A 24863-nucleotide genomic window follows, 5' to 3' on the forward strand; every position below is an offset into this window, starting at 1 on the left:
CGGGACTGCGCGACAATTGCCGGATCGCGTTGCGGGGGCGGCCCCACGGGAGGAGCGATGCGCATCGGAATCGTCGTCGACTCGACCTGCGACCTGCCGGTCGAGTACCTGAAGGCCAACGAGGTCGAGATCCTGCCGATCTCGGTCCGGATCGGCGATGAAGTGCAGGTCGACTACCGCGACGAAGCGGACACGCTCGCCTTCCTGCACTCGCACATCGCCGAGCGCGGCGTCAGCGCCGAGACCATTCCCTTCAGCGTCGAGCAGATCCGCGACCTGTTCCTGCGGCGGCTCGTGGTCGACTACGACCACGTGTTCTGCATCACCGTCACCAGCACGCGCAGCCAGATCTTCGAGAACGCGCGCCAGGCCAGCTACGCCATCCTCAACGAGTACCGGCCGGTGCGTTCGGCGGCCGGGCACAACACGCCGTTCGCGCTGCGCGTGATCGACAGCCAGAACCTGTTCTCGGCGCAGGGCATCCTGCCGGTCGAGGCGGTGCGGCTGCGCGCCGCGGGCGAAGGGCCCGGCAGGATCCGCGGCCGGCTCGAGCACCTGGCCATGCACACCTACGGCTACCTGGTGCCGCGCGACCTGTACTACATCCGCAATCGCGCGCGCCACAAGGGCGACCGCAGCGTCAGCCTGTTCAGCGCGGCGCTCGGCACCGCGCTCGACATCAAGCCGGTGCTGCGCGGCTGGCGCGGCGATACCGGCCCGGTGGCCAAGATCAAGGGATTCGATCCGGCGGTGCGTGCGCTGTTCGAGTTCGCCGCGCGCCGCGTCGAGGCCGGCCTGCTCACGCCCACCCTGTGCCTGTGCTATGGCGGCGAGCTCGACGAGATGCGCGCCATGCCCGGCTACGGGGCGCTGCGCGACGCCTGCGGCGAGCGCGGCATCGAAGTGTTCGAGACGGTGATGAGCCCGACCGGCATGGTCAACGTCGGCAAGGGCGCGGTCTGCGTCGGCTTCGCGGCCGATCCGCACGAGTTCGGCTGACGCCGACGCCGCATCGACGCGGCGCTGCTAGTCTGGAGCCCACCTCTCGGAGCCTGCGTCCATGTCCGTCCGCTACCACATCCGGCTGCCCGATCCCGACCGCGTCCGCGCCTCCGGCGAATTCGCCTTCCGCTCGCAGGGCGCCGAAGGCCTGGCCGCGGAGCTGCAGGACGCGCTGCGCGGCGACGGCCTGTTCCAGCGCTGGCGCGCGCGCCAGGACGATCCGGACTCGGTCGATGCCGCGCTGGGCGCCACCGACCCGACGGCGGTGGTGCAGGGCCAGCAGCACGACCTGCACATCGACCTGGTCGCCGACACCGCGATCCCCGGCACCGTGTTCAAGCACCGCATGCGCCTGCTGGCCGGCGGCGCATGGGAACTGCGCGACGTTCGCGGCTGATCCGCGCGGCCAAGGCGTTCAGCGCCCGACGCGCGCGCCGTTGCACAGCCAGGCGCGGCTGTCCGCGTCGAGGAAGAAGCGGTTGAGCGGCGCGCCCGCGCGCTTCCAGGCGCCCGGACTCATGCCGGCGTAGTGCCGGAACTCGCGATTGAAGTGGGCCTGGTCGTAATAGCCGCAGGCCAGCGCCAGCTGCGCGGGCGGCATGCCCGCCTGCAGGCCGCGGAAGCAGGACTGGAAGCGCAGCATGCCGCGCAGCTGGCGCGGGCTCAGGCCGACCAGTTCCCGGAACGCACCCTGCAGCCGTCGCGGGCCGATGCCGGGGTCCGCGCAGGCCGCGTGCAGGCCGCTGCCGTCCGGCCTGGCCAGCAGCGCCGCCACGACCCGGTCGACCGCACGGTAGGCGGCCGAGGCGGCGCGCCGTTCGCACAGGCGGCTGTCCAGCCACGCCTCCATTTCGTCCACGAACACGGACAGGCGCCGCGCCGTCGCGATCCGTTCGTGCACCGCCCCGAACGCGGGGCCGAACAGCAGGCGCAGGTCGATCGACTGGTCGCGCAGGCTGTCGACCGGTTCGCGGCAGAACACCGCGAAGCCGTGCGGCAGGAACTTTACCCCGAAATACAGCTGCTCGCCCTCGGCCAGCACGTCGTAGGGCCGCGTCATCTGGCCGACCAGCTCGGCGTCCGGGTTGCGCGCGTAGGCCCGGCCGTCGTCGCTGCGCAGCACGCGCGTGCCGATGTTGAAGATCAGCTCCTGGCAGCCGTCCGGGAAGGTGCGGTCGCGCAGGCTCAGCGGTGCGGGGGCGCGCAGCGCCCAGTAGCAGGCCACGTGGGGCTGCAGCCGCGGTCCGGGCGGCAGCTCGCGATACTGCAGTCCATGGGATGGGTCCTGGGGCAGCATGACGCACCGACGATTGCCGGGAGCGTCAGCGATTGTAGACCTCGATCTCGTGCAGCGAATGGCCCCAGCGCGTATCGGCGCGGCGCCCGGCCAGCAGCCGCAGGTAGCGCGCCCGCGCCGGCGCGAAGCGCAGCTCGTCGCGGCCGCCGTCGCCCGCGGTTTCGCTGGCCACGGTACGCCAGCCGCCGTTCGGATCGTCGGACACCTGCAGCGCATAGGCCGAGGCATGGGCCAGGTCCCAGTGCAGGACCACGCGCGAGACCTCGTCCGCGCGACCGAGGTCGACCATGGCCCAGGCCTCGTCGACCCAGGCGCTGCTCCAGCGCGTGCGAAGGTCGCCGTCGACCAGGTGCATCGGGTCCATCACGTCGCGACGCGCCTCGGCCGAGGAGACGCTGGCGCGCACGCCGCGGAAGCGGGCCAGGTTGCCGCGCCGTTCGCGGTCGACCTCGACCATCGCCTCCACCGTCTCCGCCAGGCCGTCCGGGGCGCTGACGCGGACGCGCAGGCGCGCCGTGCCCGATCCCTCCCCCAGGCGCAGCGACAGCACGCCATCGGCATCGACGAAGGGCTGCAGCAGGCCGGGGTTGTCGTTGCCGTCCAGCGCGTAGGACAGCGGCGCGTCGCCGCGCACCCGGGCGTGGTCGGCCAGGCGCAGGACGGCCCCGTACGCCGCGTCGCTGCCGTCCAGATGGAGCTTCGGCAGCGGAGCGACCAGCGGGTAGCCCACCAGCCAGCGCACGCCCGCGCGCAGCAGGGCGCGGTAGCCGGGATTGTCCTTGGCGCGGCGGTCGTGGCCCAGGGTCAGGCTCATGACCCGGCCGCCGCCCCAGCGCCGCTCCCACATCACCGGATGGTTCTCGGCGCGCGCGATCACCTGGATGTCCGGATCGCCGGGCTGGAAGTGGTAAAGCTCGTCGGTGGTGGTGAAGGGTTCAACCACCCGCGACACCGGATGCGGCGCATCGGGTCGGAAGGCGTAGCCGTAGTACCAGAACTCGCGATTGCCGGGCACCACCTCGAACGTTTCCGGCACGGTCGCCGGCCCGCCGATGAACAGCCCGCCCATCATCCGCTCGTAGAACGGGGCGTTGAGGAAGCTCAGCAGCCCGCAGTGCAGGGTCATCAGTGCGCCGCCGCCGGTGACGAAGCCGCGCAGCGCCTCGAGCTGGGCCGCGTCGGGAGTCAGGAACAGCGAATTGGAGATCACCAGGTCGTAGGCGGCGAGCCGGCGCGCGTCGAGCATCGACAGGTCCTCGCTGACCTCGACCTCGGCGCTCCCCGAGAGCACCGCGGCCACCGTGTCGTTCTGGAACTCGTGCACCCAGGGCGGGTACTGCTGGCCATGCTCGCGCGTGGGGCCGCTGCCGGTGAGGACCAGCACGCGCGGCAGCGGTCCGGCGCGGACCTGCACGCTGGCGACCAGTGCCAGCAGCACGACCAGGACGGGCTTGAACGCGATCATCCGTTCGCGGATAAACATGGCATGGACCGGCACACTGGCACGCCCGCGCCGCGACGGGATTGTAGGAATGCGCAATGCCGCGCACCGGGGCCGTCGGCGTGAGTGCGGCGCGGCGGCCGCTGCTGCTGGCCTGGAGCGGCGGCAAGGACGCGGCCTGGAGCCTGCACGTTCTGCGCCAGCGCGCCGACGTGGAGGTCGTGGGCCTGCTGAGCACGGTCTCGGCCGGCGATGGCCGCGCCAGCCTGCAGGGCGTGCGCGGCGAGGTACTGCGCGCGCAGGCCCGGGCGGCCGGCCTGCCGCTGCTGGAGGCGACGGTGTCCGAGGGCAGCGACAACGCCACCTACACGTCGGTCCTGGCCCAGGCCCTGCAGCATGCGGCCGCGCGCTGGCCGGGCCTGGACACCGTGGCCTATGGCGACCTGTTCCTGGCCGACATCCGCGCCTGGCGGGAGGCGCAGCTGGGCGCGCTGGGCTGGCGGCTCGAAACGCCCTTGTTCGGCGCCGGCACTGAGGCGCTCGCGCGGGAGATGGTGGGAGGCGGGCTGCATGCGGCGCTGTGCTGCGTGGATACCACGCAACTCGATGCGGGTTTCGCCGGCCGCGCCTTCGATCGCGCCCTGCTCGACGCGCTGCCGCCGGGCGTGGATGCCTGCGGCGAGAACGGCGAGTTCCACACCTGCGTATGGGCCGGCCCGATGTTCGATGCGCCCCTGGCGCTGGTGTCCGGTGCGACGTGGACCCGGGACGGGCGCTTTCGCATGGTCGACTTCGCGCTGGCGTAAGGCGGCTAGAAGCCGGTGGCCGCGCTGGCGTCGCAGTGCCGGCGCAGGTAATCCAGGGCGGCGTGCACGCGCGCGGCCATCTCCTCCCCCTCCAGGTACAGCACCGCATCGGACTGCTCGCCCGCGAAGCGCAGCAACACCCGGTTGCCGGACTGGCGCAGCGCGCGGATGCTGCCGAAGTCGAAGCCGTCCGGACTGCCGACCGCGTTGTCGTCGACCAGGTCGGCCAGCGCGCTGACCGCCCTCTCGCCCGTGGCGGGATCGCGCACCACCAGGTCGGTAGCGCGGATATCGGCCAGCAGCAGAGAACGGCATTCTGCCAGCGGCGCGGCGTCGAAGACCGGCGGCAGCGGCTCGAAGTGCCCGCGCAAGCCCTGGCGTCCGGCGCGTTCGAGGATCTCCGACATCATCGTCGAGGCGTAGCGGTTGCCGGGCAGCACCTGGCGCAGGAACTCCTGCGCACTGGCGATGCTGCGGCCTTCGCCCACGGCGCCGTCCTGCGCATGCGCGGCGCCGGCGCCCAGCGCGGCGATGGCCAGGACCAGGGCGCAGGCGCGCCCACTGCTGCGTTTCGACATCGACAACCCCCTGTGTCGCCGGCCCGATGGTAAGCCGCATCGGGACGGATGGCGCGGCGCCCTCAGTCGAGCGTATAGCCCACGCGGAAACCGCCCCAGTGGCGCCCGTTGACGAACACCGGCACCGACAGGTCGAACATGATCTGGCCGGTGTCGCGCCGGTAGACTTGCAGGCGGTAGGGATCGGTGTGCGCGCCGACGCTGCGTCCCACGCGGTCGGAGAAGATGCGCTTGGTGCGGTTGCCGACGAGGTCGCGTGCGCGGTCGCCGGTCAGCGGCTGGCAGAAGCGGTCGTTGTGGGTGGGCACGTAGCCGTCTGGATTGGCGCTGATCGCGAACACGATCCACGGATGCGCGGTGGCCACCGGCTCCTGCAGCGGCGGCAGCAGCTCGTCGCAGAGCGCGTCGAAGGCGGTTTCGTACTTGGCCGGTTCCACGCCCGGGACCGGCGTGTAGTCGCGCGAGAACAGGCCGTCGTCGTCGATCCAGCCCTGGTCCAGCGCATGCGCGAAGGTGGCCCCGATGGCGTCCGAGGTCTCGCGCGCCAGTGCCAGCACGCGCGCGTGGCGCGGCTCGCGCAACGGGTCGGGCGGCAGCCGGAACAGGCCGACGCAGTCGTGCAGCGCGCCGGCGCCGGCGCCCAGCGCCTCGCTGCGTTCGGCGACCTTGGCGGCGTGCTCGAGGTTGCTGCGCCCCAGCGCGGCCACCTCCCCCACCGCGCGGTCGATGTCGGCGATCGCGTCGCCCTGCTGCGCGATGCCGCCGGCCACGGTCTCGATCGCGGCGCTGGCGCGGCTGAGCAGTCCACCGATGCCGCCGAGCACCTGCTCGGTGCGCGCAGCGGTCTCGGCGCCTTCGGCCAGGGCCTCGCTGTTCTCGCCGATGATCCTGCGCACGTCGCGCGCGGCCTCCGCCGCGCGTTCGGCCAGGCGCCGGATCTCGGTCGCCACCACCGCGAAGCCGCGTCCGGCCGGCCCGGCGTGGGCGGCCTCGATGCTGGCGTTGATGGACAGGATGTTGGTCTGGAACGCGACCGAGTCGATCACCTCGATCACGTCGTTGGCCCGCGCCGAGCTCTGGCGCACCGCGGCCATGGCCTCGGCCAGCGCGCGCGCCGCGGCGGCGCCCTCGCGCGCGCTGTCGTCGGCGCTGGCGGCCACCGACGTCACCGTGCCCAGGTCCCCGCGCAGGGCGTCGAGTCCGGCGAGCAGCTGCCGGGTCGAGACGACCACGGTGTCCAGCGCGTCGACCTGGGCCTGCGACTGGCGCACCAGTTCGTCGTTCTCGGCCACCACCTGCGGGACTTCGCCGGCGACCTGCAGCGACAGCGCCACGGCCTGGCGGATCGCCTCTGCCAGGTTGCCGAAGCCGGCGGCGAGACGGCGCGCATCGGACGTGCCGGCGTCGGCCGCGTCCAGGCGCAGCTCCAGGTCGCAGGCGGCCAGCCGGTCGCCGACCATGGCCAGCAGCCGCCCGGCGCGATCGCTCTCGCCGGCGGCGGCCGGCAGCGCGGGTACGGGCTGCGCGCGCTCGCGCCACAGGGCCGCGGAAGCGGCATCGGGCAGCGACAGCAGCCAGCCGCCGCCGTCGCGATCGATCTGGTAGCACACCCGGCGCGCGGGATCGGCGCCGGGCGCCACCCAGACGCCCTCGTCGCCGGCCAGGTCGGCCTCGGACAGCCCCCAGACGCAGTCGCAGCGCAGGGTCGCCGGATCGACGCCGGCCAGGTCGAGCAGGTCGACGGCGGCGCGGTTGAGCGCCTGCACGCGCCCGTCCTGCGCAAGCCGGATCAGCGCCACCGGCGCGTCAGGCAGCGTCGGCAGGCAGGCAAGGCTGTTGTGTTCGGAACCCGGCATATCCCCTCCCCGAGGTGCACGTCGTCGGTAACGGCCGGCGGCGGGCGCGCTTGAGCGGGCCCGGGGAGAGGTCCGCGGGACGCCTACCCCTTCAGCGCCCGCGCATGGTGGGCGATGTGCTCGCCGATGAAGCTGGCGATGAAGTAGTAGCTGTGGTCGTAGCCCGGCTGCAGGCGCAGGGTCAGCGGATGCCCTGCCGCTTCGCAGGCGGCCTGCAGCAGCTGCGGGCGCAGCTGGCTGTCGAGGAATTCATCGGCGTCGCCCTGGTCGACCAGCAGCGGCAGCTTTTCCCGCGCCGCCTTCACCAGTTCGACCGTGTCGTACTGCGTCCACGCCTCGCGGTCCTCGCCGAGGTAGGCGGCGAAGGCCTTCTGGCCCCAGGGCACCTGCGAGGGCGCGACGATCGGCGAGAAGGCCGAGACGCTGCGGTAGCGGCCCGGGTTCTTCAGCGCGATGGCCAGCGCGCCGTGCCCGCCCATCGAATGGCCGCTGATCGCGCGCGCGTCGCTGGCGGCCGGATCGGCCTCCACCCAGGCCGGCAGCTCCTCGACGATGTAGTCGTACATGCGGTAATGCTTCGCCCAGGGCTCGCGCGTGGCGTTGAGGTAGAAGCCGGCCCCCTTGCCGAGGTCGTAGCCGTCCGCATCGGCCACGCCCTCGCCGCGCGGACTGGTGTCGGGCGCGACCAGGATGATCCCGTGCTCGGCCGCGTAGCGCTGCGCGCCGGCCTTGGTGATGAAGTTCTGCTCGGTGCAGGTCAGGCCGGAGAGCCAGTACAGCACCGGGCAGGGGCTTTCGGCCGCCTGCGGCGGGAAGTACACGCCGACGGTCATGTCGCAGCCGAGGACCTCGGAGCGGTGGCGGTAGACGTCCTGCCAGCCGCCGAAGCAGGCGCGGTGTTCGATGCGTTCCATGGTTCCTCCTGATTCCTGGTGAAGAAGTGAGGCCGCGCGGCTCAGGCCGCAGCGGCACCCTGCATGCGGGCCGAATCCAGCACCACGCGCCCGCTGGCGCGCGGCACGGCCGTCGCCAGCGCGGCGGCCACGTCGTGCGCGGCAATGCCGCGCAGCCGCGCCGGCAGCAGCGGGCGCAGCCAGCGGTCGACGAGGCTGGCAAGGTGCTCGCCGCGGCGCGGCGGCTGCCCCAGCGATGCGCGGTCGCCAAGCAGCAGCGACGGTCGCGCGATCACCAGCGCGTCCAGGGGCAGCGCCGACAGCGCGTCCTCCAGCTCGCCCTTGATGCGGCTGTAGAACACGCGCGAGCGCGCATCCGCGCCCATCGCGCTGACCAGGCCGACGCGGCGCGCGCCGGCGGCGACAGCGGCACGCGCAACGGCGAGGTTGGCGTCGAAGTCGACCGCGCGGAAGGCGTCGCGGCTGCCGGCCACCGCAATCGTGGTCCCGAGCGCCAGATACGCCTCGTCGCAGCGCGGCAGCGCAGGCAGGGCCGCGAAATCGACGACATGCGGCTCGAGCTTCGGCAACGCGACATCCAGCGGCCCCCGCACCAGCGCATGCGCGCGGGCCACGCCGGGGTCGGCGCACAGGCGCGCCAGCAGCGCGCGACCGACCAGGCCGCTGGCACCGGCCACCAGCACGACCCGGCCCTGGGCCGCGTGCGCGTGGTCGCCGGCGTCGCGCGCGTGCACGACGTCAGTAATGGATGACGGCGCGGATCGACTTGCCTTCGTGCATCAGGTCGAAGGCCTCGTTGATGCGCTCCAGCGGCAGGGTGTGGGTGACGAACGGCGCCAGCTGGATCTCGCCTTTCATCGCGTCCTCGACCATGCCCGGCAGCTGGCTGCGGCCCTTGACCCCGCCGAAGGCGGTGCCCATCCACTTGCGGCCGGTGACCAGCTGGAACGGCCGGGTGCTGATCTGCTTGCCCGCGCCGGCCACGCCGATGATCACGCTCTGGCCCCAGCCGCGGTGCGCGCATTCCAGCGCCGCGCGCATCACCTCGACGTTGCCGATGCACTCGAAGCTGTGGTCCACGCCCCAGCCGGTCATCTCCACGATCACCTGCTGGATCGGCCTGTCGTGGTCCTTCGGGTTGACGCATTCGGTCGCGCCCATCTGCAGCGCGAGTTCGAACTTGGCCGGGTTGGTGTCGATGGCGATGATGCGCCCCGCCTTGGCCTGCTTCGCGCCCTGGATCACCGCCAGGCCGATCGCACCCAGGCCGAACACGGCGACACTGTCGCCTTCCTGCACCTTGGCGGTGTTGTGCACGGCTCCAATACCCGTAGTCACGCCGCAGCCCAGCAGGCAGGTGTGCTCGGGATTGGCCTCGGGGTTCACCTTCGCCAGCGAGACCTCGGCGACCACGGTGTACTCGGAGAAGGTCGAGCAGCCCATGTAGTGGTAGACCGGCTGGCCGTTGTAGGAGAAACGGGTGGTGCCGTCGGGCATCACGCCCTTGCCCTGGGTGGCGCGCACGGCCACGCACAGATTGGTCTTGCCGCTCTTGCAGAACAGGCACTCGCCGCACTCGGCGGTGTAGAGCGGGATCACGTGGTCGCCCGGCTTCACGGACGTCACGCCCTCGCCCACTTCGACCACCACGCCCGCGCCCTCGTGGCCCAGCACCGCCGGGAATACGCCTTCGGGATCCTCGCCCGAGAGGGTGAAGGCGTCGGTGTGGCACAGCGCGGTATGGGTGATCTTGACCAGCACCTCGCCCTTCCTCGGGCCTTCCAGGTCGAGCTCGACGATCTGCAGCGGCTTGCCCGGTTCGAAGGCGACGGCGGCACGGGTTTTCATGGGTGTGGCTCCTGCGATGCGTAGTGGAACGCGGCCGCGGCCGCGCTGGATGCGTTATTTCAGGTACGAACGAATCAGCCCGGTCATCTCGGCGACGCGCGCGGCGCGCTCGGCGTCGTCGTGCGCGGCATGGCCGAACTGTTCGCGCAGGTGCGATTCGAGCACCTCGCTCATCAGGCCGTTGACCGCGCCGCGGATCGCGGCGATCTGCTGCAGCACCGGACCGCAGTCCGCGCCGCCTTCCAGCGCGCGCTCCAGGCCCTCGCACTGGCCGCGGATGCGGCGGATGCGGGCGAGGACCTTCCTCTTTTCCTCGGGCGAATGCGGCATGGGGCGGACGGACAGATAGTGGGGGGCAGTATACAGCAGCCGTGCCCGACCCGGCCCCCTGCCGAACGGCAGGGCCACTCCGGACCACGCCCCACTAGACTCGCGCCATGTCCCTGTCCGCCCGATTGCTTGCGCTCGTCCTGTTGTCCTGGCTGCCCTTCGCCCAGGCGCAGGACGCGCCCGGCCGCACGCCGCCGGGCGACCGCGCGATGACGCCGCTCGACCATCTCGCCGCGCTGCGCGGGGGCTACTTCCCCCTCGTGGACGCGGCCAGCGGCCGCACCCACCACGTCTACGTGCGCCTGCCCGAGGGCTACGAGGCCGAGCCCGGGCGCCGCTGGCCGGTGGTGTACCTGCTCGATGGCGACAGCCTGTTTCCGCTGCTCGCGTCCACCCACCTGTTCCTGACCTACGACGAAGCCCTGCCCGAGGCGATCGTGGTCGGCATCGCCTACGGCGGCTTCGATCCGGCCATCAACCGGCGCAACCTCGATTTCACCGCCGCCGGCGCCGACACCGCAGCGGACCAGGGCGGGGCCGAGGCGTTCCACCGTTTCCTCCGCGGGCAGCTGCTGCCGGAGGTCGAAGGCCGCTACCGGGCCGATCCCTCGCGGCGGGTGCTGGTCGGGCAATCGCGCGGCGGCTATTTCGTGCTGTGGTCGGCGCTGCAGGATCCCGACCTGTTCTGGGGCCGCATCGCCAGCAACCCGGCCGCGGCGCCGGCGCGCGAGCAGCTGTACCGCAGCCCGGCGCCGCATCGTCGCGGCGACCTGGGCGTGGTCGTGGCCAGCGGCGCGCGCGACACCGCCGGGCGCGTGGCGCATGCGAAGGAGTGGGCCTCGACCTGGGCCGCGCGCCGGGACGCGCCCTGGCAGGTGCAGCTGAGCGTGCTGCCCGACGGCACCCACGCCGCCAGCATCGGCGAGGCGTACCGGCGCGCGATGCTGTGGCTGTTCGACGAGGGCCGCGACGGCGCCGCGCCACGACCGGCTCGCTGATGGCACGCGGCCGCGCGGCGCGAGGCGGCCGGCTGCGGATCAGGGGTTGGCCAGCTCCAGCAGGACGTCGGCGTGGCAGGGGGCGTGCGGTGCGCACCAGCAGGCCAGGTCGCGGCCGCGCAGTGCCGCACGGGCCGCGGCCACGCGCGCCGGATCCGCCTGCATCCAGGCACGGAAGCGCGCCACGCAGGCGGCGGCGTCGCCGTCGACGCCGATCCGGAAGGGGTTGCCCCAGCGGGTCGGGCGCGCGACGCTCACCGCATTGTCCGGCAGGCGCCAGCCGCGCCGGCGGCTGAGCTGGATGCGCGAGGGCATCGCCCTCAGCCCGGCGGCGGCATCAGTGCATCGTCGGCGGCCTTGGCGCGGCGATAGCCTTCCCTCTCGCGCAGGCGCGCGGCCCAGGCGGCGAAGGCGGCGCGGTCGGGGATCGACTTGAACGCCAGGCCGAAGTCGACCTGGCTGCCGACGTAGACGTCGGCCGCGCTGAAGCGCTCGCCCAGCAGCCAGGGCGAAGCCGAGGCGGCCGCCTGTTCCAGCACGTCCATCGTCTGCTCGTAGCTGCCGTAGCCGACGAAGCCCGCCTTCTCCGGCGGCGGCAGGCGGTCGAGGCTGCGCGCGGTCACCGCCGCCTCCACCGGGCCGGCGGCGAAGAACATCCAGCGCAGGTAGGTGCCGCGCAACGGGTTGTCCAGCGCCGGGGCCAGCCCGGCCTGCGGGAAGGCGTCGGCGAGGTAGGCGCAGATCGCGGCGGCCTCGGTCACGACCACGCCGCGATGCTCGATCGCGGGCACCTTGCCCATGGGATTGATCGCCAGGTACGCGGGTGACTTCATGTCCTCGCCGTACGCGTGGACGACGCTGCGGTAGGGAACCCCCACCTCCTCGAGCATCCAGCGCACGATGCGCCCACGCGACATCGGGTTGGTGTGGAAAACGAGTTCTGCTTCGGCCATGGCCCTGCCCCGTCGGAAGAGGTGCAGACGATACCGCGTCGACCTCGGCCGAGCGCGTGCCCGGCGCGCCGGGCGGCCGGCCTCAGCCGGTGTTCTGGATGCCAGCCGAGATGCCGTTGACGGTGGACACCAGCGCGCGCAGCAGGTCCTCGTCCTCGCGCCCGCCCGCGCGCCAGCGCTGCAGCAGCTCCACCTGCAGCAGGCTGAGCGGATCCACGTAGGGATTGCGCAGCCGGATCGACAGGCGCAGGCGGTAGTCGTCGGCGAGGATGCGGTCGCGCTGCTTGAGCAGCAGGATCGCGTCGCAGGTGCGCAGGAACTCCTCGGCGATGCTGGGGTGGAACACCTCGTGCAGCGGCCCGGCCAGGCGCGAGTAGCGCTCGAAGATGGCGAGGTCGGACTTGGCCAGCAGCATTTCCACGTCGTCGAGCACGGCGGCTAAGAACGGCCAGTCGCGCGCCATCTCGGTCATCGCCTCCTGGCCGTATCGCTGCATCCCGCGGCACAGCGCATGGCCGATGCCGTACCAGCCGGTCAGGCCGGAGCGGTTCTGCGACCAGGCGAACACCCAGGGGATGGCGCGCAGGTTGTCGATGCCGCCGTCGCGGCGGCGCGAGGGGCGCGACCCGATCTGCAGCCGCTCGATCACGTCCACCGGCGTCGCGGCGCGGAAGTAGTCGGGGAAGTCGGGGTGCTCGTGCACCAGCGCGCGGTAGTGCGCGCGCGAGGTTTCGGCCAGGCTGCGCGCGATCTCCTTCCAGCTCTCCTCGCGCGGGTCGCGCGGCCGTGGCCGCAGCGTCGCGCGCAGCACCGCGCCGGTGGTCTGCTCGAGGTTGCGCAGGGCCAGCGCGCGGATGCCGTACTTGCGGTGGATCACCTCGCCCTGCTCGGTGACCCGCATCGAGCCGTTCACCGAACCGCGCGGCGCGGCGATGATCGCGCGTTCGGTCTTGCCGCCGCCGCGGCTGACCGAACCGCCGCGGCCATGGAAGAACATGATCCGCACGCCGTGGCGGTTGGCCAGTTCGGTCAGCTCGACCTGGGTGCGCTGCAGCGCCCAGCGCGAGGCGAACAGCCCCCCGTCCTTGGCGCTGTCCGAATAGCCCAGCATCACCGTCTGCTCGTTGCCGCGCGCGGCCAGGTGGTCGCGGTACGCCGGGTCCTCGAACAGCGACTGCATCACTGCGGGCGCGGCCTGCAGGTCGTCGACGGTTTCGAACAGCGGCGAGACGTCCAGCGGCACCGCCTCTCCCTCGACGCAGCCGGCCACGCGCGCCAGCGCCAGCACCGCCAGCGCATCGGCCGCGCTTCGGCTCATGCTGATGATGTACAGGCCGATCGCCTCGACCCCGTGCGTGCGGCGCAGCGCGAGCACGGTGCGGAAGACCTCCAGCGTCGAGGCGAGCGGGTCGTCGGCGCCGGTGGGCGGGGCCGGCGGATCGGCCAGCAGCGCCTGCAGGCGCGCGGTGCGATCGGAAGCCTCGCGCGCAGCCCAGTCCGGGTCGCCGAGCAGGCTGGCGAGCGCGGCGTCGTGCACCGCCGAGTCCTGGCGCAGGTCGAGCGCGGCCAGGTGGAAGCCGAAGGTGCGCGCGCGCCACAGCACGCGCTGCAGGGCGAAGCGGCCGGCGTGCTCGCCGCGGTTGCGCTGCAGGCTGGCGTCGATCAGTTCGAGGTCGGCGATGAACTCGCGTGCGCCCGCGTAGCCGCGTTCGTCCGATTCGGCGGTCAGCGCGAGCCGCGCCTTGACCAGGTCGATCAGGCGCCGGTACGGCATGTCCGCAAGGCGGGGCCGCAGCCGTTCGGCCGCCTGCGGCAGCAGCGCGATGTATTCGTCGGCCCGGGCGATCACCGCCTCGTCGACCCCGACCCGCCCCAGCGACTGCGTGAGCAGGTTGCTCAGCGCGCGCAGGTCGGCGCGGTAGCGGTCGATCGCCTGCGCCCGCTGTGCGTCCAGCGCACCACGCACGGTCCCGGCGTTGACGTTCGGGTTGCCGTCCATGTCGCCGCCCACCCAGGTGCCGAAGCGCAGCACCTGCGGCAGGCGGATGCGGCGGCCGTACACCGCCTCGATCGCATCGGCGAACGCCTCGTAATAGACCGGCACGATCCGGTAGAGCATGTGCGACAGGTAGTAGCCGACGTGCTCGACCTCGTCGGCCACGGTGGGCTTGTGCGTGGGCGTGTCGCTGGTCTGCCAGCCGGCCGTGAGCGCGACGCGGATGCGCTCGATGTCGGCGCGGCGCTCGACCGGCGTGCGCGTGCGGTCGATGTCCTCGACCAGGCGCTCGACGATGTCGCGCTCCTTCTCCAGCAGCACGCGCCGCACCGCCTCGGTGGGATGGGCGGTGAACACCGGCTCGACCCAGAGCCGCGGCAGGGTCGCCTCGAGCTCCTCGAAGGTCACCCCGTCCTCGCGCAGGTCGCGCAGCACCGCCTCGAAGCCGCCGGGCTGCGGCAGTTCGCTGATGCGCTCGTAGTCGCGGCGACGGCGGATGCGGTGCACGCGTTCGGCCAGGTTGATCGCGCCGAAGTAGGTGGAGAAGGCGCGCACCACCGCCTCGGCATCGGACAGCGGCACCCGCGCCATTTCCTCGGCCAGCGCATCGACCGGCAGGCCCTGCTCGCGGCGCGCGATCGCGGCGCGGCGGATGCCTTCGACCTCGTCCAGCAGGCCCGGCGCGCCCTGCTCGGCCAGCACCTCGCCCACCAGCGCTCCGAGCCGCCGCACGTCGTCGCGCAGCAGGGTGTCGGTTTCGGCGAAATCGAGCTGTTCGCGCAGCGGGCCGTCTGGGATGTTCATTCGCAAAACACTACACGGATTGCGTGCGGCGGTGCAGCAACTGTTGCCACGGCAACCGACGCGACCGCCTATAGTGCGCCGCGCTTTTCACCCGCCCTCGACAAGGAGCATATGGATATGAGGTCTTCCACCCCCGCGTTGTCCCGCCTCGCCCTGCCGTCCACCGCGCTTGCGGTCGTCCTCGCCGCCTGTGGCGGCAAATCGGACGACGCCGCAGCGCCCGCCGATGGCGTGTCCTCCGCGCCCCCGGCCACCGCCGGCAGCGCGGCTCCGGCCTCCGTGCCGCGTTTCGCCGACGCCCACGACGTCTGCTTCCGCGCCGCGGCCGAACAGATCGGCGCCGACACCCCGGTTTCGGAAATCAACTCGACCTTCAGCGCCGACACGGGCGAACTCCAGCTGTGCACGGTGGACTACCAGAACCCGGCCGATCCGCGGAAGCTGCGGGGCCAGCGGCTCGACCTGGCCACCGGCCGCTTCTCGGACCCGTACGACATCGAGCTGTCGGTGAGCGGCGACGCCGCCTCGTTCCGCCTCGACGACTACGTACTGCCGCTGTCGCAGGTGGACGTCGCCGCCCTGCCGGCGGTCATCGAGGCGCAGAGGCCCGCGCTCGACGGCGTCTACGGCAGCTACGCCTGGACCAGCGTGCGGCTGATGCCGCCGGGCGCGTTCAGCGACACCCATACCCTGCGCCTGGACCTGGACGGGCGCCTGGCGGCCAACGACGTGCGCAACAGCGGCTACCTGTCGGTCTCCACCGACGGCGGCACCGTGGTCGCCAACCACCTGCTGCCCTGAGCCGCACCGGCGCCGCGGCCCGCAAGCCGCGGCGCGCTCAGTAGGCGAACTCGCGGAACACGCGGTCGATCTCGCCCTGCCACTCGCCATGGTAGAGCGCGAGCTTGTGTTCGGCCGGGGTCTGCCCGGCCTCGACCGTTTCCATCAGCGGCGACAGGAAATCGCGCTCGTCCTCGCCCGACGCATTGCGGCGGGCGCGACGCGCCAGTCCGGCGGCGGAGATGCGCAGCGCCTCGCGCGCCAGGTCCTGCACGCTTCCGCCGCGGAACGGCAGCGCCAGTGCGTGCTTCGGCACGCCGTCGCGCAGCGCATGGCGCTCTTCGCGACTGAAGTCGCGCACCAGGTCCCAGGCGGCGTCGAGCGCGGCATCGTCGTACAGCAGGCCCACCCAGAAGGCGGGCAGCGCGCACAGCCGGTTCCAGGGGCCGCCGTCGGCGCCGCGCATCTCCAGGTACTTCTTCAGCCGCACTTCCGGGAACGCGGTGGTCATGTGGTCGTTCCAGTCGCGCAGCGTGGGCAGCGCCCCGGGCAGCACGTCGAGGCGCCCGGCCATGAAATCGCGGAACGACTTTCCCGAGGCGTCGATGTACTCGCCATCGCGGTAGGAGAAGTACATCGGCACGTCGAGCAGGTAGTCGACGTAGCGTTCGTAACCGAAGCCGTCCTCGAACACGAAGTCGAGCATGCCGGTGCGGCCCGGATCGGTATCGGTCCAGATGTGCGAGCGGTAGCTCAGGTAGCCGTTGGGCCGCCCTTCGGTGAACGGCGAATCGGCGAACAGCGCGGTCGCGACCGGCTGCAGCGCCAGCGAGACGCGGAACTTCTTCACCATGTCCGCCTCGTCCGCGTAGTCGAGGTTGACCTGGACGGTGCAGGTGCGGGTCATCATGTCCAGGCCGAGCGAGCCGACCCTGGGCATGTAGTCGCGCATGATCCGGTAGCGGCCCTTCGGCATCCACGGCATGTCTGCGCGCGACCACTTGGGCTGGAAGCCCATGCCGAGGAAGCCCAGCCGCAGCTCGTCAGCGACGGCCTTGACCTCGCGCAGGTGGCTGCCGACTTCCCGGCAGGTCTGGTGGATGTCCTCCAGCGGCGCGCCCGACAGCTCCAGCTGGCCGGCCGGCTCGAGCGTGACCGAGGCGCCGTCCTTGTACAGGGCGATGACCCGGCCGTGCTCCCCGACCGCCTCCCAGCCGAAACGCGTCAGCCCCTTGAGCAGGGCCTCGATCCCGCGTTCGCCCTCGAAGGTGGGCGGGCGCAGGTCGTCGAGGCGGAAACCGAACTTCTCGTGCTCGGTGCCGATGCGCCAGTCACCCCGCGGCTTCTCGCCCGACGCGAGGACCGCGGCCAGCTGGTCGCGGTGGGTGACCGGGGTGTCGCCGGCGTGGCTGGGGCTCGACATGCGCATCGCTCTGGTGGAGGGCGCGAGGCCCGGTGGCCGGCGCTCGCGGCACGCATTATGGAACGGCGCGGGCAGGCACGGCATTCCGGCACTGGAACGCAGGCGCGGCACCGGCGGCGCCGATGCCCGGCCCATGCATACGAATTCATCGCCCCGCGCGCTGTCGCTGCGGCGCTGCCGCCGTTAGCCTCGGGCGGATTCGAAACAACGGGGGACCCTCCATGACGCGTTCGGCCTTGCTGCTGTGCCTGCTGTTGTCCTGCCTGCCGCCATTGCACGCGGCCACGGTCGAGCGGGTGGAGCCGGAGAACTGGTGGGTCGGCATGCGCCACCGCCAGGTGGAACTGATGCTGCATGGCCAGGACATCGCCGCGCTGCAGGCGCGCATCGCGCATCCCGGCGTACGCGTCACCGGCGTGCAGGCGCTGGACAGCCCGAACTACCTGTTCGTGACCGTGGAGATCGACGACGACGCCACGCCCGGCGCGCTGGAGATCGAACTGCTCGACGGCGACGCGGTCGCCGCGCGCCATCCCTGGCGCGTCGACGCGCGCGAACCGGCGCCGCCGCGCGGCTTCGACGCGCGCGATGCGATCTACTTGGTCACCCCCGACCGCTTCGCCAACGGCGATCCCGGCAACGACAGCGTGGCCGGACTGCGCGAGGCGGCCGACCGCGCCAATCCCGACGGCCGCCATGGCGGCGACCTGGCCGGCATGCGCGCGCAGCTGGGCTACATCGCCTCGCTCGGCTTCACCCGGCTCTGGCCCACGCCGGTCCTGGAGAACGACCAGCCCGGCTACTCCTACCACGGCTACGCGATCACCGACCTGTACCGCGTCGACCCGCGCATGGGCAGCAACGACGACTACCGCGCCCTGTCCCGCGAGGCGCGCGCGCACGGCATCGGCCTGGTGATGGACGTGGTGCTCAACCACATCGGCTCGGAGCACTGGTGGATGCGCGACCTGCCCAGCCGCGACTGGATCAACAACGCCGGCCGCTTCAGCCCCACCAACCACCGCCGCACCACCATCCAGGATCCGTACGCGGCGCCGGGCGACCGCATCGGCTTCACCGACGGCTGGTTCGTCGAGACCATGCCCGACCTCAACCAGCGCCAGCCGCAGCTGGCGCGCTACCTGATCCAGAACACGCTGTGGTGGATCGAGTCCGCGGGCCTGGCCGGCATCCGCGAGGACACCTTCGGCTACGCCGACGCGGGCTTCCTGTCGGCCTGGGCGAAGGCGGTGATGGACGAATATCCCGACTTCGCCATGGTCGGCGAAGAGTGGAGCCCGAACCCGGCGATCGTCGCCCACTGGCAGCGCGGCAAGGCCAACGCCAGCGGCCACGTGCCGCACATGACCAGCATGATGGACTTCCCGCTGCACATCGCCCTGCGCGACGCACTGCTGCGGCCCGACACCTGGGAGAGCGGCTGGACGCCGCTGTACGAGGCGCTGGCCAACGACTTCCTCTATCCCGATCCGCAGGCGCTGGTGATGTTCGCCGAGAACCACGACACCACCCGCCTGCTGGCCCACGTCGACGGCGACCTCGGGTTGTGGAAGCTGGGCATGGCCTACATCGCGACGATGCGCGGCATTCCGCAGTTCTACTACGGTTCCGAAGTGCTGCTGCGCGGCCCGTCCGAGCGCCGCGACGGCGAACTGCGCGCGGACATGCCCGGCGGCTGGGCGGGCGATGCGGCCAGCGCGTTCACCGGCGCGGGACTGGACGCGCGCCAGCGCGAGGCGCAGGCCTTCGTGCGCCGCCTGTTCAACTGGCGCAGGGAGGCCACGGCGGTGCACGGCGGCCGGCTGGTGCACTACGTCCCCGAAGGCGGCGTGTACGTGTACTTCCGCGACGACGGCGCGCAGCGGGTGATGGTCGCGCTCAACCGCAACGACTCGGCGACGCCGCTGCCGCTGGCGCGCTTCGCCGACTCGATCGGACACGCGCGCGAGGCGACCGACGTGCTCACCGGCGCCCGCCTGCCGCTCGGCGAATCGCTGCTGCTGCCGGCGCGGGCGCCACTGGTCCTCGAACTGGACTGAAGGCAGCGGTCAGCGCAGCCGGCGCGAAGGCGCCGCCGCGGGATGGAGGCGGCCGCCACGCCGCGCGTGCGCGGCGAACAGCAGCGCCGGGCTGGCGCTGGCCAGCGCACCGGCCGAGACGATCGCCCAGTCGCGCAGCGCCAGCGGCTGCAGGTGCAGCCAGCCCGCCAGGGCGGGCTCCTGCACCAGGAACACCAGCGATGCCAGCGACCCCAGCGCGATCACGCGCGCCGTCCGCGAGGCCAGCCGCGACAGGATCGCGGTGATCGCCGTGCTGGCCAGCACCAGCGTGGCCAGGGCCAGCGTGCGGGCACGCACCTCGTCGCCGCTCGCCACGCCGCTTCCGTAGGCCAGCAGGACCGCCACGGTCACGGCCAGGCCGGCAAGCAGGATCACGGCCCACTCCCGGCGCCCGAAGAACGAGGCGCGTCGGCCGTGGCCCGCCGGCGCCATGCGGCCCTCGGGTGGCGGGTCCTGGAAGACCAGGAGCGCGGTGGGATGGATCAGCAGTTCGAGCCAGACGATGTGGATGGGCAGGTACAGCAGCGGCTGGCCGGCCAGCGGCACGATCGCCGCGCTGAGGACCAGCGGCAGGTGCACCATCAGCAGGTAGGCGAAGCTCGACTGCAGGTTGCGGAACAGCTGCCGGCCCTCGGCGATCGCGCCCACGATCGTGCGGAAGTTGTCGTCGAGCAGCACGATCGCGGCCACCTCGCGGCTGCTCTGCGAGCCCGAGCCGCCCATCGCGATGCCGATGTCGGCCGCCTGCAGGGCCGGCGCGTCGTTCACCCCGTCGCCGGTGACCGCGACGATCTCGCCCTGGCGCTGCAGCCGCTGCACCAGTTCCAGCTTCTGCGCCGGCACCGCGCGCGCGACCACGTCGACCTCGGCCAGCGCTTCGTCGCCCGGCCCGAGGTCGGCCATCGTCGCGACCCGCGGATCACCGCTGCCCAGCCCGGCTTCGCGCGCGATCGCGCGCGCGGTGCCGGGGTGGTCGCCGGTGACCATGAGCACGCGGATGCCCGCCTCGGCGCAGGCGCGTGCGGCCTCGCGCACGCCCGGGCGCAGCGGATCGGCGAACACCAGCAGCCCGGCGAACGCGAATCCCGCGTCCGGCTCGCCGGCACCGGCCTCGAACGACGGCAACGCGCGCGAGGCCACGGCGATGACCTTGTGGCCGGCGTCGGCGTGGCCGGCCACGCGCGCGCGCCATTCGGCCCGCTCGGCGTCGGGCATGGCGCACAGCGCCAGCACCGTCTCGGGCGCGCCCTTGGTCACGGCGACCGCAGCATCGGGTCCGTCCGCCCAGACGAGGGTTTCGCGGCGGCGCGCCTCGGTGAACGGATGCACGCGCAGCGGTGCGTCCGCGCCCTGTGGCCCGCCCAGCGCCAGGATCGCCGCGTCCAGCGGATCGCCGCTGTCGGCGCGGCAGGCCCGGCCCGCGAGCCGCGCCAGCGCCTCGCCGTCCCCACCCGTGGCCGGCTGCCGGTGGACCAGCGCCAGCCGGCCTTCGGTCATGGTACCGGTCTTGTCCGAGCAGATGCAGCTGATGCGGCCGATGTTCTCCACGGCCACCGCGCGCCGCACCAGGGCCTGGCGCCGTGCCAGCCGGTACACGCCCGCGCCGAGGAAAAAGGTGAACACCACCGGGAACTCCTCCGGCAGCGCCGCCACCGCGAGGGTCACCGCGCTGAGCAGCGCATCGACCAGGCCATGTCCCTGCGCCAGGCGGATGCCCGCCAGCAGCACGCAGATCGCAAGCGCGACCACCAGCAACGTCCCGACCAGGCGCGTGATCGCCTGCTGCAGCGGGGTACGCGCCTGCGTGCCCTGCACGGCCAGGCGCACGATCTCGCCATAGAGCGTCTCGGCGCCGGTGCAGGCGATGCGCAGGCGGGCCGTCCCGGCCAGCAGGCGCGTGCCGGCGGCGACCCAGTGCGCAGGCGCCGCGCCCTCCGGGCCGCGCCGGTAGGGGCGCTTGGGCACCGGCAGCGACTCCCCGCTCAGCATCGACTCGTCCACCTGCATCCCGTCGCCGGCCTCGACCAGCGCGTCGGCCGGAATGGCCTCGCCCGCAGCCAGCTCCACCAGGTCGCCCGGGACCAGCTCGCCCGCGGGGAGGGTGCGCCAGACGCCGTCGCGCAGCACCCGGGCCGAGCTCGCCAGGCGGCTGGCCAGGCCCTGGGTCGAGGCCTGGGTCCGACGGTGCAGGTAGGCGTCCATGCCCACCAGCGGCACCACGGCCACCAGCAGGATCACGGCTTCGACGCGATCGCCCAGCCAGGTGAACAGCGCCGCGGTCCCGAGCAGGAACCACAGCATCGGGTCGCGCAGGGTGTCGCGCGCCAGCATCCACCAGGTCGGCGGCGCCGCCTCGACGATGTCGTTGCGGCCATGGCGCGCGCGGCGCAGCCCGGCTTCGGCCTCGCTCAGCCCCTCGTCGGTGCCGAGCAGGCCTTCGAGCCGTTCCCATGGGATCTTCGCGTGCATGTGCCCCTCCTGCCGTCGGCCCGGGCGCGGCCACGCCCGGGTGCGCTCCCTACAGTTCCAGCCAGCCGGCCACGACCCGGCGCAACTCCTCCACGCCGGTCCTGGCCTCGGCCGAGAACGCCTGCACGCCGACGCTGTCGCCCCACGAGGCCGCCAGCTGGCGCCGCACCGTCTGCACCACGTTGCCGGCGGCGCCGCGCGAAAGCTTGTCGGCCTTGGTCAGCAGCGCATGCGCCGGCAGCCCGCGGCGCATGGCGTAGCCCAGCATCTGCAGGTCGTATTCCTTGAGCGGATGGCGGATGTCCATCACCACCACCAGCCCGCGCAGGGCGAAGCGGTCCTGGAACCACTGGTCGATGAAGGCCTGCCAGTGCTCGCGCAGGGCCAGCGGCACCTTGGCGTAGCCGTAGCCGGGCAGGTCGACCAGGTACTTGCCCTCGTGCGGCGGAAGGCCGAAATACACCAGCTGCTGGGTCCGGCCCGGGGTCTTGGACACCCGCGCCAGCGCGTTCTGCTGGCACAGCGCGTTGAGCGCGCTGGACTTGCCGGCGTTGGAGCGGCCGGCGAAGGCGACCTCGGCGCCGCCGTCGGGCGGCAGCTGCCTGGGGGTGTGGGCGGCGAGCAGGTAGCTGGCGCGCGCGAACGGATTGGACATCGGGATCCTGCGGCTCGGGGCCCGCATAGCTTCTCACGGGCACCGCCCGGGGGCGTCGCGGACGGCGGGCGGTTTGACCGTCCGCGCGGCGGACCGCGATAATCGCGGACCTTGCGGCCGGGGCAGCCCGTCCGCGATCCATGATTTTCGGAGCCTTGCAATGCGCCACGCCCGCGCCATCGGTGTCGCCGGCCTCGCCGCCCTCGTGGCCGGCGCCGTCGCGTTCGCCCAGTCCACCGTCGAGCCGCTGGAGGAAAATCCGCCGGTGGAGGTCTCGTCGCTGGACGCCAGCGCCCTGGCCGCGCTCAAGCAGACCCACGCCGGCGACCCGGAGAACGGCGCGACCCTGGCCGGCACCTGCGCGGCCTGCCACGGCCTGGACGGCAACCCCCCCGAGGGCCTGCCCTATCCGCGCATCGCAGGCCAGAGCGAGCGCTACATCTCGCAGCAGCTGGCGCTGTTCAAGAGCGGCGAGCGCAACACCGGCCTGGCCGCGGCGATGATCCCGTTCGCCACCCCGCTCAGCCCGCAGGACATGCGCGACCTCGGCGCGTTCTTCGCCACCAAGAGCCCGGGCGCCGGCATCGCCGACGACGGCCTGGTCGAGGGCGGCGCCTATGACGGCATGAAGTTCTACGAGATCGGCCAGCAGCTGTACCGCACGGGCGACGCCGCCCGCGGCGTCCCGGCCTGCCTGGCCTGCCACGGCCCCGCCGGCCAGGGCAATCCGGGCCCGGCCTATCCGGCCGTCGCCGGCCAGGAATCGGCCTATGTGGAGCGCCGACTGCAGGGATACCGCTCCGGCGAGACCAGCCTGGGCGACCGCCACCTGTTCGACATCATGGCCGAGGTGGCCGCGCCGCTGACCGACCAGGAAATCCAGGCCCTGGCCAGCTACCTGCAGGGCCTGCACCAGCGCCCCGACGCGGCCACCCTGGCGGCGATCGAGTCGGCCCGCGCGTCGGCGCCGGCGCCGGCGCCGGCCACCGAGGCGGCGCCCGAAGCCGCGCCCGCCGAGGGCGAACAGCCCACCACCGACGAAGCGCCGGCGCAGGGCTGAGCCCCGCACCGGCAGGACGTCCCGGAACCGTGCCGATGGGCGCGCGCCTGCTCGCACTGGGCCTGCTGTTCCTGCTGCCGCTGCTGGGGGCGGCGCACGGCGTCCCCGCGGAGGGGAGCGACTATGTGCGCATCGAGGGCGGCCAGCCGTGGCAGGCCGAGCCCGGCACGATCGAGGTCGTCGAGGTCTTCGCCTACCCCTGCGGCCACTGCGACCGGTTCGCGCCGATGCTGGCCGACTGGGCGCGCAAGGCAGGGCCGGACGTGCGCGTGCGCTATGTCCCCGCCGCCTACCAGCCCACCGACGCCTACGCGCGCGCCTGGTTCGCGCTCGAGGCGCTGGGCGAAACGCGCCTGCACCAGCGCCTGTTCGACGCCGTCCACCGCGAGGGCAGCCTGCCCGGGCGCGGCGCGACGATCGCCGAGGTTGGCAGCTTCCTCGTCGGCGAGGGCCTGGATGCGGCGCGCGTGCGCGCGGCGATGGGTTCGCCCGCGACTGACGCGAAAATGAATGCCGCCCGCGAGTTCGCCATCCGCAGCGGGATCCAGGGCACGCCGACCCTCATCATCAACGGCCGTTACCGCATCCAGGCGCGCAGCCTGCAGGATGCCCTGCACATCGCCGACGGGCTGGTGGCGATGGAACGCGCGGCCGCGCGCTGACGCCGCCGGCCTCACGCAGGCCGCTGTACGCTTTGCCCCAACACGATCCAGGAATCCGTCGATGAAGCTTCGTGCCGCCTCCCGCCTCGTCCTGGCGCCCGCCGCCCTCGCCCTGCTGCTGGCCGCCTGCCAGCCGTCGGAGCCCGCCACCGCCGAACCTGCGCCGGCCGCGGAACCCGCTCCCGTCGCGGAGACGCCCGCCGAAGCCATCGGCGACGAGCCCGCGGTCGATCCGGCGGCCGCCGAGGCCACGCCCGAAGGCCAGGCGCCCGCCCCCGCCGAGGGCGAAAGCCCCGAGCCCGCGCCCGCGCCGGCAACGCCTTCCGCGGCCACGTTCGCCACCGAGGGCGAGCATTACGACCTGATTCCCGGCGGCCAGCCGTTCGAGCCGCTCAACGGCAAGATCGAGGTGGTCGAGGTGTTCAACTACGTCTGCCCGGCCTGCGCCATGTTCCAGCCGCTGGTGAACAGCTGGAAGGCGCGGCTGCCGGCCGACGTGCGCTTCACCTACGTACCGGCGCCGTTCGGCGGCAACTGGGATCCCTACGTGCGCGCCTACTACGCCGCCGAGGCGATGGGCATCGCCGACAAGTCCCACGACGGCATCTTCCAGGCCATCCACGTGGAGCGCTCGCTCAAGGGCGAACGCGGCACCGACTCGCCGCAGGACCTCGCCCGCGCCTACGCGAAGTTCGGCGCCGACCCGGCGCAGTTCGCCAGCACCATGGCCAGCTTCACGGTCAACGCCAAGTTCGGCCGCGCCAAGCAGTACATCACGCAGCAGCGCGTGAACTCGACGCCGACGATGATCGTCAACGGCCGCTACCGGGTGAAGGGCCGCAGCTTCGAGGACATGATGCAGAACGTCGACCGCGTGATCTCGCAGGTGCGGGCCGGCGGCTGATGCCCG

Annotated in this window: 23 protein-coding genes; 9 read left to right on the plus strand and 14 right to left on the minus strand. The window is 72.7% G+C overall.

Features of this window, described 5'->3' with window-relative positions; genetic code table 11:
* The first annotated feature begins 57 nt into the window (after window positions 1-57).
* Both ACFQ2D_RS10485 and ACFQ2D_RS10490 read left to right on the plus strand, forming a co-directional pair.
* Window positions 58-999 carry a DegV family protein gene (locus tag ACFQ2D_RS10485; protein WP_280941396.1) on the plus strand — a complete coding sequence of 314 codons (942 nt, stop codon included), beginning with the start codon at window positions 58-60 and terminating at the stop codon, window positions 997-999.
* Between the two features lie 61 nt (window positions 1000-1060).
* Window positions 1061-1399 carry a hypothetical protein gene (locus ACFQ2D_RS10490; RefSeq protein WP_280941395.1) on the plus strand — a complete coding sequence of 113 codons (339 nt, stop codon included), beginning with the start codon at window positions 1061-1063 and terminating at the stop codon, window positions 1397-1399.
* An 18-nt stretch (window positions 1400-1417) separates the two neighbouring features.
* Here ACFQ2D_RS10490 and ACFQ2D_RS10495 read toward each other — a convergent pair whose 3' ends face one another.
* Both ACFQ2D_RS10495 and ACFQ2D_RS10500 read right to left on the minus strand, forming a co-directional pair.
* On the minus strand, window positions 1418-2299 hold the full coding sequence (locus tag ACFQ2D_RS10495) for an AraC family transcriptional regulator (protein ID WP_280941394.1): 882 nt from the start codon (window positions 2297-2299) through the stop codon (window positions 1418-1420).
* 25 nt (window positions 2300-2324) lie between these two features.
* The gene (locus tag ACFQ2D_RS10500; protein WP_280941393.1) at window positions 2325-3782 is read right to left on the minus strand and encodes a ThuA domain-containing protein; all 1458 of its coding nucleotides are present in this window, start codon (window positions 3780-3782) and stop codon (window positions 2325-2327) included.
* Between the two features lie 56 nt (window positions 3783-3838).
* Here ACFQ2D_RS10500 and ACFQ2D_RS10505 point away from each other — a divergent pair, with 56 nt between their 5' ends.
* Window positions 3839-4546, plus strand: a complete 708-nt coding sequence (locus ACFQ2D_RS10505) for a Dph6-related ATP pyrophosphatase (RefSeq protein WP_280941392.1) — start codon at window positions 3839-3841, stop codon at window positions 4544-4546.
* 5 nt (window positions 4547-4551) lie between these two features.
* Here the strand turns inward: ACFQ2D_RS10505 and ACFQ2D_RS10510 are convergent, their stop codons facing one another.
* The 6 genes from ACFQ2D_RS10510 to ACFQ2D_RS10535 all read right to left on the minus strand — a co-directional run bounded on the left by ACFQ2D_RS10510 (window position 4552) and on the right by ACFQ2D_RS10535 (window position 10072).
* Complete coding sequence (locus ACFQ2D_RS10510; protein WP_280941391.1) at window positions 4552-5124, minus strand: hypothetical protein; 573 nt, start codon at window positions 5122-5124, stop codon at window positions 4552-4554.
* A 62-nt stretch (window positions 5125-5186) separates the two neighbouring features.
* The gene (locus tag ACFQ2D_RS10515; RefSeq protein ID WP_280941389.1) at window positions 5187-6980 is read right to left on the minus strand and encodes a methyl-accepting chemotaxis protein; all 1794 of its coding nucleotides are present in this window, start codon (window positions 6978-6980) and stop codon (window positions 5187-5189) included.
* Between the two features lie 83 nt (window positions 6981-7063).
* Complete coding sequence (gene fghA / locus ACFQ2D_RS10520) at window positions 7064-7894, minus strand: S-formylglutathione hydrolase (RefSeq protein WP_280941388.1); 831 nt, start codon at window positions 7892-7894, stop codon at window positions 7064-7066.
* Between the two features lie 41 nt (window positions 7895-7935).
* Complete coding sequence (locus tag ACFQ2D_RS10525; RefSeq protein ID WP_280941387.1) at window positions 7936-8628, minus strand: nucleoside-diphosphate sugar epimerase; 693 nt, start codon at window positions 8626-8628, stop codon at window positions 7936-7938.
* Between the two features lie 4 nt (window positions 8629-8632).
* The gene (locus ACFQ2D_RS10530; protein WP_280941386.1) at window positions 8633-9742 is read right to left on the minus strand and encodes an S-(hydroxymethyl)glutathione dehydrogenase/class III alcohol dehydrogenase; all 1110 of its coding nucleotides are present in this window, start codon (window positions 9740-9742) and stop codon (window positions 8633-8635) included.
* Window positions 9743-9796: 54 nt separating this feature from the next.
* Window positions 9797-10072 (minus strand): metal/formaldehyde-sensitive transcriptional repressor, encoded by a 276-nt coding sequence (locus tag ACFQ2D_RS10535; RefSeq protein ID WP_280941385.1) that lies wholly within the window; start codon window positions 10070-10072, stop codon window positions 9797-9799.
* 107 nt (window positions 10073-10179) lie between these two features.
* Here ACFQ2D_RS10535 and ACFQ2D_RS10540 point away from each other — a divergent pair, with 107 nt between their 5' ends.
* Window positions 10180-11070, plus strand: coding sequence for an alpha/beta hydrolase (locus tag ACFQ2D_RS10540; RefSeq protein WP_280941384.1), 891 nt, complete (start codon window positions 10180-10182; stop codon window positions 11068-11070).
* Window positions 11071-11109: 39 nt separating this feature from the next.
* Here the strand turns inward: ACFQ2D_RS10540 and ACFQ2D_RS10545 are convergent, their stop codons facing one another.
* From ACFQ2D_RS10545 to ppc, 3 genes are all read right to left on the minus strand, one after another.
* Window positions 11110-11385, minus strand: a complete 276-nt coding sequence (locus ACFQ2D_RS10545) for a DUF4326 domain-containing protein (RefSeq protein ID WP_280941383.1) — start codon at window positions 11383-11385, stop codon at window positions 11110-11112.
* 5 nt (window positions 11386-11390) lie between these two features.
* Window positions 11391-12023 (minus strand): glutathione S-transferase family protein, encoded by a 633-nt coding sequence (locus ACFQ2D_RS10550; protein WP_280941382.1) that lies wholly within the window; start codon window positions 12021-12023, stop codon window positions 11391-11393.
* Between the two features lie 82 nt (window positions 12024-12105).
* Window positions 12106-14823, minus strand: a complete 2718-nt coding sequence (ppc, locus tag ACFQ2D_RS10555; RefSeq protein WP_280941381.1) for a phosphoenolpyruvate carboxylase — start codon at window positions 14821-14823, stop codon at window positions 12106-12108.
* A 117-nt stretch (window positions 14824-14940) separates the two neighbouring features.
* Between ppc and ACFQ2D_RS10560 the strand changes: the two genes are divergently transcribed.
* The gene (locus ACFQ2D_RS10560; RefSeq protein ID WP_280941380.1) at window positions 14941-15624 is read left to right on the plus strand and encodes a hypothetical protein; all 684 of its coding nucleotides are present in this window, start codon (window positions 14941-14943) and stop codon (window positions 15622-15624) included.
* A 37-nt stretch (window positions 15625-15661) separates the two neighbouring features.
* Here ACFQ2D_RS10560 and ACFQ2D_RS10565 read toward each other — a convergent pair whose 3' ends face one another.
* Complete coding sequence (locus tag ACFQ2D_RS10565) at window positions 15662-17026, minus strand: glutamate--cysteine ligase (RefSeq protein ID WP_280941379.1); 1365 nt, start codon at window positions 17024-17026, stop codon at window positions 15662-15664.
* A gap of 221 nt (window positions 17027-17247) precedes the next feature.
* Here ACFQ2D_RS10565 and ACFQ2D_RS10570 point away from each other — a divergent pair, with 221 nt between their 5' ends.
* Window positions 17248-19086: a glycoside hydrolase family 13 protein gene (locus tag ACFQ2D_RS10570; RefSeq protein WP_280941378.1), complete on the plus strand. Its 1839-nt coding sequence runs from the start codon at window positions 17248-17250 to the stop codon at window positions 19084-19086.
* A 9-nt stretch (window positions 19087-19095) separates the two neighbouring features.
* Here the strand turns inward: ACFQ2D_RS10570 and ACFQ2D_RS10575 are convergent, their stop codons facing one another.
* Entirely contained in the window at window positions 19096-21576 is a 2481-nt protein-coding gene (locus tag ACFQ2D_RS10575) for a cation-translocating P-type ATPase (protein WP_280941377.1), read from the minus strand.
* A gap of 49 nt (window positions 21577-21625) precedes the next feature.
* Complete coding sequence (gene yihA / locus ACFQ2D_RS10580) at window positions 21626-22231, minus strand: ribosome biogenesis GTP-binding protein YihA/YsxC (protein ID WP_280941376.1); 606 nt, start codon at window positions 22229-22231, stop codon at window positions 21626-21628.
* Between the two features lie 160 nt (window positions 22232-22391).
* Here yihA and ACFQ2D_RS10585 point away from each other — a divergent pair, with 160 nt between their 5' ends.
* The 3 genes from ACFQ2D_RS10585 to ACFQ2D_RS10595 all read left to right on the plus strand — a co-directional run bounded on the left by ACFQ2D_RS10585 (window position 22392) and on the right by ACFQ2D_RS10595 (window position 24857).
* Window positions 22392-23291 (plus strand): c-type cytochrome, encoded by a 900-nt coding sequence (locus ACFQ2D_RS10585; RefSeq protein ID WP_280941375.1) that lies wholly within the window; start codon window positions 22392-22394, stop codon window positions 23289-23291.
* Window positions 23292-23326: 35 nt separating this feature from the next.
* Window positions 23327-23953 carry a thiol:disulfide interchange protein DsbA/DsbL gene (locus ACFQ2D_RS10590; RefSeq protein WP_280941374.1) on the plus strand — a complete coding sequence of 209 codons (627 nt, stop codon included), beginning with the start codon at window positions 23327-23329 and terminating at the stop codon, window positions 23951-23953.
* A gap of 61 nt (window positions 23954-24014) precedes the next feature.
* Window positions 24015-24857, plus strand: a complete 843-nt coding sequence (locus tag ACFQ2D_RS10595) for a thiol:disulfide interchange protein DsbA/DsbL (RefSeq protein ID WP_280941373.1) — start codon at window positions 24015-24017, stop codon at window positions 24855-24857.
* Window positions 24858-24863: the final 6 nt, after the last annotated feature.

The sequence above is a fragment of the Luteimonas composti genome (assembly GCF_042678665.1).
GTDB lineage: Bacteria > Pseudomonadota > Gammaproteobacteria > Xanthomonadales > Xanthomonadaceae > Luteimonas > Luteimonas composti.

Bases quoted from the DNA above. Each gene is read 5' to 3' on its own strand.
- ACFQ2D_RS10485 (WP_280941396.1), top strand. From the start codon at position 58: ATGCGCATCGGAATCGTCGTCGACTCGACCTGCGACCTGCCGGTCGAG.
- ACFQ2D_RS10490 (WP_280941395.1), top strand. From the start codon at position 1,061: ATGTCCGTCCGCTACCACATCCGGCTGCCCGATCCCGACCGCGTCCGC.
- ACFQ2D_RS10495 (WP_280941394.1), bottom strand. From the start codon at position 2,299: ATGCTGCCCCAGGACCCATCCCATGGACTGCAGTATCGCGAGCTGCCG.
- ACFQ2D_RS10500 (WP_280941393.1), bottom strand. From the start codon at position 3,782: ATGTTTATCCGCGAACGGATGATCGCGTTCAAGCCCGTCCTGGTCGTG.
- ACFQ2D_RS10505 (WP_280941392.1), top strand. From the start codon at position 3,839: ATGCCGCGCACCGGGGCCGTCGGCGTGAGTGCGGCGCGGCGGCCGCTG.
- ACFQ2D_RS10510 (WP_280941391.1), bottom strand. From the start codon at position 5,124: ATGTCGAAACGCAGCAGTGGGCGCGCCTGCGCCCTGGTCCTGGCCATC.
- ACFQ2D_RS10515 (WP_280941389.1), bottom strand. From the start codon at position 6,980: ATGCCGGGTTCCGAACACAACAGCCTTGCCTGCCTGCCGACGCTGCCT.
- fghA (WP_280941388.1), bottom strand. From the start codon at position 7,894: ATGGAACGCATCGAACACCGCGCCTGCTTCGGCGGCTGGCAGGACGTC.
- ACFQ2D_RS10530 (WP_280941386.1), bottom strand. From the start codon at position 9,742: ATGAAAACCCGTGCCGCCGTCGCCTTCGAACCGGGCAAGCCGCTGCAG.
- ACFQ2D_RS10535 (WP_280941385.1), bottom strand. From the start codon at position 10,072: ATGCCGCATTCGCCCGAGGAAAAGAGGAAGGTCCTCGCCCGCATCCGC.
- ACFQ2D_RS10540 (WP_280941384.1), top strand. From the start codon at position 10,180: ATGTCCCTGTCCGCCCGATTGCTTGCGCTCGTCCTGTTGTCCTGGCTG.
- ACFQ2D_RS10545 (WP_280941383.1), bottom strand. From the start codon at position 11,385: ATGCCCTCGCGCATCCAGCTCAGCCGCCGGCGCGGCTGGCGCCTGCCG.
- ACFQ2D_RS10550 (WP_280941382.1), bottom strand. From the start codon at position 12,023: ATGGCCGAAGCAGAACTCGTTTTCCACACCAACCCGATGTCGCGTGGG.
- ppc (WP_280941381.1), bottom strand. From the start codon at position 14,823: ATGAACATCCCAGACGGCCCGCTGCGCGAACAGCTCGATTTCGCCGAA.
- ACFQ2D_RS10560 (WP_280941380.1), top strand. From the start codon at position 14,941: ATGAGGTCTTCCACCCCCGCGTTGTCCCGCCTCGCCCTGCCGTCCACC.
- ACFQ2D_RS10565 (WP_280941379.1), bottom strand. From the start codon at position 17,026: ATGTCGAGCCCCAGCCACGCCGGCGACACCCCGGTCACCCACCGCGAC.
- ACFQ2D_RS10570 (WP_280941378.1), top strand. From the start codon at position 17,248: ATGACGCGTTCGGCCTTGCTGCTGTGCCTGCTGTTGTCCTGCCTGCCG.
- ACFQ2D_RS10575 (WP_280941377.1), bottom strand. From the start codon at position 21,576: ATGCACGCGAAGATCCCATGGGAACGGCTCGAAGGCCTGCTCGGCACC.
- yihA (WP_280941376.1), bottom strand. From the start codon at position 22,231: ATGTCCAATCCGTTCGCGCGCGCCAGCTACCTGCTCGCCGCCCACACC.
- ACFQ2D_RS10585 (WP_280941375.1), top strand. From the start codon at position 22,392: ATGCGCCACGCCCGCGCCATCGGTGTCGCCGGCCTCGCCGCCCTCGTG.
- ACFQ2D_RS10590 (WP_280941374.1), top strand. From the start codon at position 23,327: ATGGGCGCGCGCCTGCTCGCACTGGGCCTGCTGTTCCTGCTGCCGCTG.
- ACFQ2D_RS10595 (WP_280941373.1), top strand. From the start codon at position 24,015: ATGAAGCTTCGTGCCGCCTCCCGCCTCGTCCTGGCGCCCGCCGCCCTC.